The sequence below is a fragment of the Streptomyces sp. NPDC050439 genome (assembly GCF_040655335.1).
Classification (GTDB): domain Bacteria; phylum Actinomycetota; class Actinomycetes; order Streptomycetales; family Streptomycetaceae; genus Streptomyces.
Map to the genome: position 1 here is coordinate 22,594 of NZ_JBFAJT010000014.1, position 10,326 is coordinate 32,919.

Below are 10,326 nucleotides of genomic sequence, written 5' to 3' on the forward strand. Positions count from 1 at the left end.
CCGCCCACGACCCCACCCCTCACACCCCAAGCAGCCGCCGCGCCACCTCAAGATCCTCCTCGTCCACCGGCCGCCCGTCCTCGATCTCCCACAAGGCGTTCTGCAGCACCCGCCCCAGCGTCCACGCCCGGGCCCGCCCACGGTCCAGCCCCAGAACCTCGCTCATCGCGTCGAAACGCCACAGCACGTCACCCGGATCGAAACGGTTGTTGAGCGCGGGCCACAGGTCGAAGCCCGGGTCCCCGGCCAGCGGCTTCGGGTCGATGGCGAGCCACGGCTCGCGCTCGGCCGCCAGGACGTTCTCGAAGTGCAGGTCCCAGTGCAGCAGCTGCTCCCCCGGCTCCCCCAGGACCTCCCGCATCGCGCCCCCGCACCGCTCCACGAGCGCCCGCTCGGCCGGATCGGGGATCGCCTTCAAGGCATCCGGCAGATCGTCGAGCATCTCCGCCCCGATGTCCGCGAGCCGCCGCATGCCCGCGGGCGCCGGCACGGACGTGAGCCGTGCGAGCAGCTCGGCGATGACGAGGACCGCCTTGTGGGTGTCCTCCATCGTCGACAACATCCGCCCGGAGTCCAGGCGTTCGAGCAGCATCGTGCCCGTGCCGTCGTCGTGGTCGAGCAACCGCACCGCCCCGTCGCCGCCCCACACCCGGAGCCCCACCGGCTCCCCCTCGGTCTCCTCGTCCAGGAGCTGGAACTTGACCACCGCAGGGGTCCCGTCGCCCCGCACCACGGGCAGCACGAGCGCCGCCATGCCATGCATCGAGGGCCCGTCGACCCGCAGGTCCCACCGCTCGACGAACTCCGCCACGCGCGCGGGCAGCGCCGCGATGAACGCACGGCCCGGCTCCCCGGCGTACATGTGCTGCGACTCGATCAGCTCGTCCGGAATGCGAATGTCGATCACGTCGGCGACGCTACCGGCGTGGGTGAATCGCCGCATGGGGATTAATCGGGCCACGCGAACGGTGCGGCCGGGGGCCTACGTCCGCAGCGCCCCCGGCACGTACATCTGGCTCGCGGTCCTCTTCGTCACGACGGTCGCGATGCACCACATGTCACCGGAGTTCGAGAGGGACTTCCTGCTCCAGCGCTCCACGAACATCCACGAGCTGTCGCAGAACCCCGTCCGGGTCCTGGTCGCCAGCGCGTTCTGGATCGACGGCGGCACCTGGCTGTCGTACGCCCTGCTCTACACCCTCCTCCACGCCACCGCCGAGCGCTGGCTCGGCACCGCCCGCTGGCTCGCGGTGGCCGCGGGCGCGCACGTCATGGCCACGCTCATCAGCGAGGGGGTGCTCGCCCTGGCGATCCGCCACGGCGCGGCCCCGACATCCGCCGTCAACACCCTGGACGTGGGCGTGAGTTACGCCCTCGCGGGCGTGGTGGCGGTCCTCACCTACTGGGTGCCGAGCCCCTGGAGATACGCGTATCTCCTGATCGTCCTCGCCGTGTACGGCACTCCGCTGATCACCGGCAGGACCTTCACCGACCTGGGCCACTTCACGGCGGTCCTGATCGGCCTCGCCTGCCACCCGCTGACCCGGAGCGCCGTACGCCCGGCACCGAGGACGATCCCGCTCAAGAAATCCCGGAAGCCTTGAGCTTCTTGGCGAACGCGTCCTGATCGAACAGCGAACCGCTCTCCGCCTTCTTGCCGTCGATGACGACGGTCGGCGTGCCCTGCATGCCGTCGTCGGTGAAGGCCTGCATGGCCTCACCGACCCAGCCCTTGTACGTGCCCTTCTTCACCGCCTTGTCGAACTCGGCACCCCGCAGCCCGTCCACGTTGTCGGCGATCTTCAGCAGGAAGGCGGGCGTGAAGGCGTCCTCGGTCTCCTGCTCGGGCTGGTTGGCGAAGACCGCGGCGTGGAACTGCGGGAACTTGCCCGCGTCCACCGAGGCACGCAGCGCGTTCGCGGCGTTCACCGAGCCGCTGCCGCCGAGGTTCTTGTCGAGGAACGAGGCGAGCGTGTACTCGACCTTCACCTTGCCCTCGGCCACCGGCTTCACCAGGGCCTGCGCGCCCGTCTCCTCGAACTTCTTGCAGATCGGACAGCGCGCGTCCTCGTACAGCTTGACCGTGTGCCCGGCCTTCGGGTCGCCGACCGTGATCACGCCGCCCTTCACCGACGCGGGCGCCTCGGCGAGCGCGTCCGTACCGGCCGGCGGCTGCTTCGCCGCAGGGCCGCCGTCGGACGCGGACGCCGAAGCCGACGCCCCCTTGTCGTCGCTCCCGCCCCCGCCCGTGAGGTCCTCGGGCCCGCAGGCGGCTGCGGCCCCGGCGACGAGTGCGGTGGCGGCCACCGCGGCGACGATGCGCCCGGCCTTGCGTACGGCCATCTGAACAGTCCTCCTGGATCTCGGCACGCGCCGCTTCAACATCGCCACGCGCCGCACCAACGTATCGGAACAGCCCTCCCCCACCCCGCCTCTCCGCCCCCTCCCCAAAGCCCCCACCAGCGCAGTAACGTCCCGCACATGAGCAGCAGCACGATCAACGGCGGTATCTCGCACTGGTACGCGGACCACGGCACCCCGGCCCCCCGCGAACCCCTGCCGGGCGACGAGAGTGCCGACGTCTGCATTGTCGGCGGCGGCTACACGGGCCTGTGGACCGCGTACTACCTGAAGAAGGCCGCCCCCTTCCTCCGCATCACCGTCCTGGAGCAGAAGTTCTGCGGCTACGGAGCCTCCGGCCGCAACGGCGGCTGGCTCTACAACGGCATCGCGGGCCGTGACCGCTACGCACGCCTGCACGGCAGGGAGGCGGCGGTCCGCCTCCAGCAGGCAATGAACGAAACGGTCGACGAGGTGATCCGCACAGCCGCCGAAGAGTCGATCGACGCAGACATCCACCACGGCGGCGTACTGGAAGTCGCCTACACACCGGCCCAGTTGACGCGCCTGAAGGAATTCCACGCCACGGAACTCGCGTACGGCGAGAAGGAACGCACCCTGCACGGCGCCCGGGAGACGGCCGACCGGATCCGCGTGGCGGGCGCCGTCGGCTCCACCTGGACCCCGCACGGCGCACGCCTGCACCCGGTGAAACTCGTCAAGGGCCTGGCATCGGCGGTCGAGTCCCTGGGCGTCACGATCCACGAATCGACGCCGGTCACGGAGATCAAGCCGAAGCACGCGATCACCCCGTACGGCACGGTCCGCGCCCCGTACATCCTGCGCTGCACGGAGGGCTTCACGGCGTCGTTGAAGGGCCAACGCCGCACCTGGCTCCCCATGAACTCGTCCATGATCGCGACAGACCCCCTCACCGCCTCCCAATGGGAGTCGATCGGCTGGGAGGGCCGCGAAACGCTCGGCGACATGGCGCACGCGTACATGTACGCGCAACGCACGGCGGACGGCCGCATCGCGCTGGGCGGCCGAGGCGTCCCGTACCGCTACGGCTCGAAGACGGACAACGACGGCCGCACCCAACCGTCCACGATCGAGGCCCTGCGCGAAATCCTCACCCGCTTCTTCCCCCAACTCGCCGGGGTCGAGATCGCCCACGCCTGGTCCGGCGTACTCGGCGTCCCCCGCGACTGGTGCGCCACGGTCACCCTGGACCGCGCGACGGGCCTCGGCTGGGCGGGCGGCTACGTCGGCTCAGGCGTGGCCACCGCCAACCTGGCGGCCCGCACCCTGCGCGACCTGGTCCAGCAGGACTCGGGCCAAGCGGGCCCCACGGACCTCACCACCCTCCCCTGGGTCAACCACAAGGTCCGCAAATGGGAACCAGAACCCCTGCGCTGGCTGGCAGTCCAAGGCATGTACGCGACGTACCGCAAAGCAGACCACAACGAACTGACGACCCCCACCACACAGTCATCCCGCCTGGCCCAATGGGCAGACAAGGTCTCCGGCCGGCACTGAACACCGGGGTGCGGCCCGCCCGCGCCCTCCGCCGACAACAGCGAAATCAGTAGCCCCTCCAGCACGGGTTGTCACAGCCTTGTGCCACGATCACCCGATCATTCACTCAGCCTGGGGGGGCTCGATGCCTGAACCACGTCCTTCCGCGAGACCCGCGGCTTCTGCCGCGCTCTTTCTCGCCCTCGCCGCACTGCTGGCCCTGCTCGTACCCACCGCGCTGCCCGCGACGGCAGCCCACGCCGCCGAGCCGGACTGCGCACCGCTGGCTCTCGCGCCGTTCGGCGATCCGGGCACGGCGCTCGGCAAAAGCACCGTCGCAGCCGACGGAACGGCTTGTTACACCTTCACCACCACCGAGGCCGGCATCCACCTGGTCTCGTTCGATGACTCCGGCAACGAAGCGCACACCGAGGTCTACAGCGGTGACACCAAGGTCGACTGCTACGACACCGAGTACCGGGTCGACGGCTGGTGCGACCTCTCCGCGGCGGGCACCTACACGCTGAAGGTCGTCAACGACGGCTGGGAGGACGCCGACGTCGCGGTCACCGTCGTCCCGCTCGGCAGCGACCGTGGCTGCGCCCCGAAGGCCGGCACCAACTGGGACCAGTCGACGCCCACACGTACGTCGGTCAGCCCCGCCGAGATCGACTGCCTGCCCCTCGACGCCGAGCCGGGCGACCGCATCCGGCTCACCCGCGGCACGAAGGTCTACGGCGAGTCCATCGCCTGGATCACCGACGCCACCGGCGCCCGGATCTGCCCGCACTTCCCCGAGGACGGCGAGGACAGCTGCGTCCTGCCCGGCAAGGGTCCCTACCGCGCCCTGTCCCGCGTCACGCGCGCGGAGGGCGGCTTCCCCGCCGAGTTCGCGGTCACGGCACGCCGCCTGAACGACCCGCAGGGCTGCCCGTCGGCCCCGGTCCGCCCCTACGGCCCGCTGACCGCACAGGACTTGACCAAGACGCCCTGTTTCACGGTCACCGCCGAGAGGGCGGGCAAGTACCGCTTCGACTCCGTCGACAAGGACGGCGAGACGGCCTCGGTCCGTGTGCACGACCGCTCCGGCACAACCGTCTGCCGCACCACTGAGCAGCCCTGCCGGCTGCCCTCCGCGGGCACCTACACCGCCTACCTCGACGGCTCGTCGCCCTTCCACGACACCCCGCGCGGCCTGATCGTCCTCGACCGGGCCTCCGCCGACGGGTGCCTGAAGAGCGAAATGGGCACCCACAAGGGCTCGTTCAGCACAGCAGGACAGTACGACTGCCTGAACCTCCCCGCGCCCAAGGACTCCCGGATCGCGGCACTCACCCCGCTCAGCAGCTCCGGGGTCGACGCCGAAGTGGAGGTCCTGGACAGCGAGGGCACCGAGCAGTGCGGGGCGGACCAGCTCGCCGCGGGCGACTGCGCGCTGACCGGCACCGCGCCGTACCGCGCCCTCGTGCACGCCGACGGCAGCCCCCGCACCGGCCCGTACTCGGTCGCCGTGCACCGCACGGATGCGGCTGATGACTGCCCCGTCCTGCCCGCGGGCAGCTTCGCCGCCGACGGGGCCAAGGCCGCCTTCTCCACCGGGGACGGCGTCTTCGCGCGCTGCCTGACCATCCCGGCGGACGACCACACCTCGGCCGAGGCACTGCAACTCGCCGCCACCTCCGGTGACGTACCGGCCAAGTTCTCCGTGCTCGACTCCACCGGCAAGCGCGTCTGCGACCGAACCGCCGCCACCAACGGCTGGACGCTCTGCTCCCTGACACCGGGCAAGGCCCACACCGTCCTGGTCACCGGCCGCGACCAGGCCGCCGACTACACCCTGACGAGGCGCGACGTGACGTCGACGGCTTCATCCGCGGGCTGCACGAAGACGGCGGCCGCCAAGGTCGGCGGCCCCTCCGTGCGGGGCACGTCCGGCATCCCCGGCACTCTCCGCTGCCACCAGGTCACCACGTCCGCCGCCACCGATGTGGTGCACGTCAACGTGCGGGACGCCCTTGGCACCGCCGACATGTACGTCATCGACGGTGACGGCAAGAGCGAGTGCGGCCAGCGCGCCCGAGCCTGCGCCGCCACCGGCAGCAACACCCACCAGGTCCTCGTCCAGACTCCGGCGAACCGCGCGGCAGCACCTGAGTACCGCCTCGACGCACTGCGCATCGCCACCGCCGACGGCCCCGCCGCCGAGTGCACCAAGGTCCCCTCGGTCGCCTTCGGCTACGGCCCGGTCACCGGCACCCTCGACGAAACGCACACGGCCATGTGCGCATCGCTGCCCACGGCCCGCAACGACCACTTCGACGTCGAGATCTCCGACACCACGGGAGCCACCGACGAAGCGGTCCCCGCCCTCTACAACAGCTCCTGGCAGAACGGCTGCGCCGGGATGGTCCCGGGTGACTACACCTGCGGGGTGAACGACTCGCCCACGGACCCGAAGAAGCCCTCCGTACTCGTCCTCGGCCTCCCGGAGAAGGCCTCGGCCACGTCCTACAGCGCCACCCTGAAGTGCCGGTTCAGCCGCTGCGGCGACGAGACGACCACCATCACCGGCGTCACCCCGGCCGAGGCCCCCGGCGGCACCAAGCCCACGGTCACCGTGACGGGCACCGCCATCAGCCCCGACGCGACGGTCCGGCTGACGCAGTCGGGCAAGACCCTCACCGCGAAGACGACGTCGGTCTCCGCGGACTACCGGACGCTGAAGGCGACGCTCGACCTGACGGACATCCCCGCGGGCACCTGGAACCTCAGCGTCATCGCGGGCGGGGAACACCAGCGCGGCACCTTCACCGTGAGCGAGCCGCAGCCACGCAACACCACCGCTCCCAAGGTGACGGGCACGGCGGCGGTCGGTTCCAAGCTCACCACCGACAACGGAAGTTGGACGGCAGCTCCCGCGTCGTACACCTACCAGTGGACGGCAAACGGCACGGCGATCGCGGGCGCCACGGCGTCGACGTACACAATCCCGGCGGCACAGCTGAACAAGAAGCTGGCCGTCACGGTCACCGCCCACAAAGCGGGCCACGAGGACGCCACCGCGACGTCCTCGACGGTCACGGTCGCCCTGGGTGCTGCGCCCAAGGCGACGAAGAATCCGACGGTCAGCGGCACCGCCAAGGTCGGCAAGATCCTCAAGGCCGCGAAGGGCACCTGGTCGCCCGCCCCGGGCTCGTACTCCTACCAGTGGTACGCGAACGGTACGAAGATCACCGGTGCGACCAAGTCCTCGCTGACCCTGAAGTCCGCCCAGCGCGGCAAGAAGGTCACGGTCAAGGTGACGGCACACCGCACCGGCCACCGCGACGGAACATCCACGAGCAAGGCGACAGCGGCCGTCGCCTCCTAGCCGGGAGCATCACCCCCGCGGACACCACGAAGGCCCAGGTCACCTCATAGGTGACCTGGGCCTTCGCCTTGTCCGGAGCCCCCTGTCGGATTCGAACCGACGACCTACGCATTACAAGTGCGTTGCTCTGGCCATCTGAGCTAAGGAGGCGTGCAGCGGTGTGCCCGAGCAGTGTAACCAACCTCGCACGTGGCCCCGTCGAAAATTTCCTCGAAGGTCGCGGGTGCAGGACTACTGACAGATCCGTCCCCCCCGGGGTACCGTCCGAGCAGTTCACTCAGGTGGACTACACCACTCCTCTCTTTACAACGGATCGTCCGGCACGTTCCTGCCGGTGAAGGGGGCCCTCACCATGGCCACTGTTTCGTTCGACAAGGCGACCCGCATCTACCCGGGTGGCGACAAGCCCGCCGTCGACCAGCTTCAGCTCGACGTCGCGGACGGCGAGTTCCTCGTACTCGTCGGTCCCTCCGGCTGCGGAAAGTCCACCTCCCTGCGCATGCTCGCGGGCCTGGAGGACGTGAACGCCGGAGCCATCCGCATCGGTGACCGCGACGTCACGCACCTGCCGCCCAAGGACCGGGACATCGCCATGGTGTTCCAGAACTACGCGCTCTACCCGCACATGACGGTCGCCGACAACATGGGCTTCGCCCTGAAGATCGCCGGCGTCAACAAGGCCGAGATCCGTCAGAAGGTCGAGGACGCCGCCAAGATCCTCGACCTGACGGAGTACCTGGGCCGTAAGCCCAAGGCGCTCTCCGGTGGTCAGCGCCAGCGTGTCGCCATGGGTCGCGCCATCGTGCGTGAGCCCCAGGTGTTCCTCATGGACGAGCCGCTGTCGAACCTCGACGCCAAGCTCCGCGTGTCCACCCGTACGCAGATCGCGTCCCTGCAGCGCCGCCTCGGCATCACCACCGTGTACGTCACCCACGACCAGGTCGAGGCCATGACCATGGGTGACCGCGTGGCCGTGCTCAAGGACGGGCTCCTCCAGCAGGTGGACAGCCCCCGCAACATGTACGACCGCCCGGCCAACCTCTTCGTCGCCGGCTTCATCGGCTCCCCCGCCATGAACCTCGTCGAGGTCCCGATCACCGACGGCGGCGTGAAGTTCGGCAACTCCGTCGTGCCGGTCAACCGCGAGGCGCTGTCCGCCGCGGCCGACAAGGGCGACCGCACCGTCACGGTCGGCGTCCGCCCGGAGCACTTCGACATCGTCGAGCAGGACGGTGCCACGGCGAAGACCCTCTCGAAGGAGACCGAGGACGCCCCGGCGGGCCTGGCCGTCTCCGTGAACGTCGTCGAGGAGCTCGGCGCCGACGGTTACGTCTACGGCTCCGCGGAGGTCGGCGGCGAGCACAAGGACCTCGTGGTCCGTGTGAACGGCCGCCGGGTCCCGGAGAAGGGCACGCAGCTGCACGTCGTGCCGCGTCCGGGTGAGATCCACGTGTTCTCGACGTCGACGGGCGAGCGCCTCAGCGACTGACCTGGCGACTGACCTGGCGACTGACCTGCGGACACGGTCGACGCACAGCAACGACGAAGGGCCCCGCACCTCGGTGCGGGGCCCTTCCCGTGCGCCCACGTTGTCGACAAATACCCCGGCAGACCGGTCATTTCGCCTCGGGCTCGTCAACACCGCTCCAGAAAAACCTCATTCTCCGTCGCTCGACCGAGTGACGTAATGTCGCCAAATCATCACCGAGCGCTACGCTCACTCGCGTGACGCACTCCGCCAACTACACCCAGAAGCCGCGCCGAGCCCACCGAGGCCCCGCCCGACGCATCGGCCGCACGCTCGCTCTCGTCCTGCCCGTGATGCTGGTGCTCTCCGGGACCCTCGCGGTCACCAGCGTCAACTGGTCCGGGAACTCCTCGGATTCGATGCTCACCGCATCCGCCGACAATCTCTCCAAGCCGGCCAAGTCCCGCGCCCCGCAGGACATCCTGCGCGACAAGCTTCTCCTCGAGCTCCAGGAGAAGAACCCGGGCGTCGCGCTCACGCACCTCCAGCAGGAGGTGAACCGCCACCCGTCGCTCGCCAGGCACTGTGTCTCCATCGCCCGTGCCCTCGGCCGCGCGGCCGTCCGGGCGTACGGCCCGACACGCGCCCAGTCGTATGCCCGCCCGGTCTGCGACACGTCCTTCGCGACCGGTGTCGCCGCCCATCAGAACGGCTGATCGGGCCGGCACGTAGGGTTTCCGGCATGACCGGCGACCCTCACGCTCACAGACCCACGCAGGCCGTCGTCCTGGCCGGAGGCCAGGGCTCGCGCCTCCGTCCGTACACCGACGACCGGCCCAAGCCGATGGTCGAGATCCCCGGCACGGGGACCCCGATCATCGGCCATCAGCTTTCCTGGCTGGCGGCCGAGGGCGTGACGGACGCCGTGGTCTCCTGCGGCCATCTCGCCGAAGTGCTCCAGGAGTGGCTGGAGTCGGCGGACCTCCCCCTGAACGTCACCACGGTCGTCGAGAACGAACCGCTGGGCCGCGGCGGCGGCCTGAAGTACGCCGCCCGCCATCTCCCGCACGCGGACCGCCCCTGGTACGCGACGAACGGCGACATCTGGACCCGCTTCTCGCTGCGCGACATGGCGGCCTTCCACGCCGAGCGCGACGCCACCGCGACCCTCGCCCTGGCCCGCCCCCGCATCCCGTGGGGCGCCGTCGAGACGGACGCGTTCGGCCACATCACGGACTTCATCGAGTCCCCGCCGTCCCCGTATCTGATCAACGCGGGCGTGTACGTCTTCTCCGCCTCCTTCACCGCGCTCCTGCCGGACCGCGGTGACCACGAGCGCACCACGTTCCCGCGCCTGGCCCGCGAGAAGAGCCTGGCGGGCTTCCCGCTGCCGCAGGGCGCGTACTGGCGGGCGATCGACACCGCGAAGGACCTCACCGAGGCGGCCAAGGAGCTCGCGGCCCAGAGCGGTTGAGAGCCGCTCGACGACAGGTGAGAGCCGCTCGACGATATTCGGGACCCGTACGCGAACCGGGGCCCCCCCCCCGGGGGGGTTGGGGGGCCGGGGGGGGGGAGGGGGGGTTACTAAGGCCGCCGCCAGGCGCGCCGCCCGGCCGGGGGGAGGGGGGGC

General features: G+C 70.3%; 8 protein-coding genes and 1 tRNA gene. 6 read left to right on the forward strand and 3 right to left on the reverse strand.

Annotated elements, in window-relative coordinates; all coding sequences use genetic code 11:
* Positions 1-19: 19 nt before the first annotated feature.
* The gene (locus tag AB0I66_RS40530) at positions 20-943 is read right to left on the reverse strand and encodes an aminoglycoside phosphotransferase family protein (RefSeq protein WP_363213102.1); all 924 of its coding nucleotides are present in this window, start codon (positions 941-943) and stop codon (positions 20-22) included.
* On the opposite strand from AB0I66_RS40530, the gene AB0I66_RS40535 reads away from it, so the two are divergent.
* Entirely contained in the window at positions 942-1,604 is a 663-nt protein-coding gene (locus AB0I66_RS40535) for a rhomboid-like protein (RefSeq protein WP_363213103.1), read from the forward strand. The two genes, AB0I66_RS40530 and AB0I66_RS40535, sit on opposite strands and share 2 nt — an antisense overlap.
* Here AB0I66_RS40535 and AB0I66_RS40540 read toward each other — a convergent pair.
* Entirely contained in the window at positions 1,582-2,343 is a 762-nt protein-coding gene (locus AB0I66_RS40540; protein WP_363213104.1) for a thioredoxin domain-containing protein, read from the reverse strand. The genes AB0I66_RS40535 and AB0I66_RS40540 overlap by 23 nt on opposite strands.
* A 138-nt stretch (positions 2,344-2,481) precedes the next feature.
* Between AB0I66_RS40540 and AB0I66_RS40545 the strand changes: the two genes are divergently transcribed.
* Both AB0I66_RS40545 and AB0I66_RS40550 read left to right on the forward strand, forming a co-directional pair.
* Positions 2,482-3,879, forward strand: a complete 1,398-nt coding sequence (locus tag AB0I66_RS40545) for an FAD-dependent oxidoreductase (protein WP_363213105.1) — start codon at positions 2,482-2,484, stop codon at positions 3,877-3,879.
* A gap of 124 nt (positions 3,880-4,003) precedes the next feature.
* Positions 4,004-7,228, forward strand: a complete 3,225-nt coding sequence (locus AB0I66_RS40550) for a Tat pathway signal protein (RefSeq protein ID WP_363213106.1) — start codon at positions 4,004-4,006, stop codon at positions 7,226-7,228.
* Positions 7,229-7,304: 76 nt separating this feature from the next.
* Here the strand turns inward: AB0I66_RS40550 and AB0I66_RS40555 are convergent.
* Positions 7,305-7,378 (reverse strand) — tRNA-Thr (locus AB0I66_RS40555).
* A gap of 202 nt (positions 7,379-7,580) precedes the next feature.
* Between AB0I66_RS40555 and ugpC the strand changes: the two genes are divergently transcribed.
* The 3 genes from ugpC to AB0I66_RS40570 all read left to right on the forward strand — a co-directional run bounded on the left by ugpC (position 7,581) and on the right by AB0I66_RS40570 (position 10,170).
* Entirely contained in the window at positions 7,581-8,717 is a 1,137-nt protein-coding gene (gene ugpC / locus AB0I66_RS40560; protein ID WP_363213107.1) for a sn-glycerol-3-phosphate ABC transporter ATP-binding protein UgpC, read from the forward strand.
* Between the two features lie 236 nt (positions 8,718-8,953).
* A complete protein-coding gene (locus AB0I66_RS40565; protein ID WP_363213108.1) occupies positions 8,954-9,412 on the forward strand; it encodes a hypothetical protein in 459 nt (152 codons plus the stop codon).
* A gap of 26 nt (positions 9,413-9,438) precedes the next feature.
* Entirely contained in the window at positions 9,439-10,170 is a 732-nt protein-coding gene (locus tag AB0I66_RS40570; protein WP_363213109.1) for a nucleotidyltransferase family protein, read from the forward strand.
* Positions 10,171-10,326 lie beyond the last annotated feature (156 nt).

Coding starts and splice junctions, on each gene's coding strand:
- AB0I66_RS40535 (WP_363213103.1), top strand. CDS start 942: ATGGGGATTAATCGGGCCACGCGAACGGTGCGGCCGGGGGCCTACGTC.
- AB0I66_RS40530 (WP_363213102.1), bottom strand. CDS start 943: ATGCGGCGATTCACCCACGCCGGTAGCGTCGCCGACGTGATCGACATT.
- AB0I66_RS40540 (WP_363213104.1), bottom strand. CDS start 2,343: ATGGCCGTACGCAAGGCCGGGCGCATCGTCGCCGCGGTGGCCGCCACC.
- AB0I66_RS40545 (WP_363213105.1), top strand. CDS start 2,482: ATGAGCAGCAGCACGATCAACGGCGGTATCTCGCACTGGTACGCGGAC.
- AB0I66_RS40550 (WP_363213106.1), top strand. CDS start 4,004: ATGCCTGAACCACGTCCTTCCGCGAGACCCGCGGCTTCTGCCGCGCTC.
- ugpC (WP_363213107.1), top strand. CDS start 7,581: ATGGCCACTGTTTCGTTCGACAAGGCGACCCGCATCTACCCGGGTGGC.
- AB0I66_RS40570 (WP_363213109.1), top strand. CDS start 9,439: ATGACCGGCGACCCTCACGCTCACAGACCCACGCAGGCCGTCGTCCTG.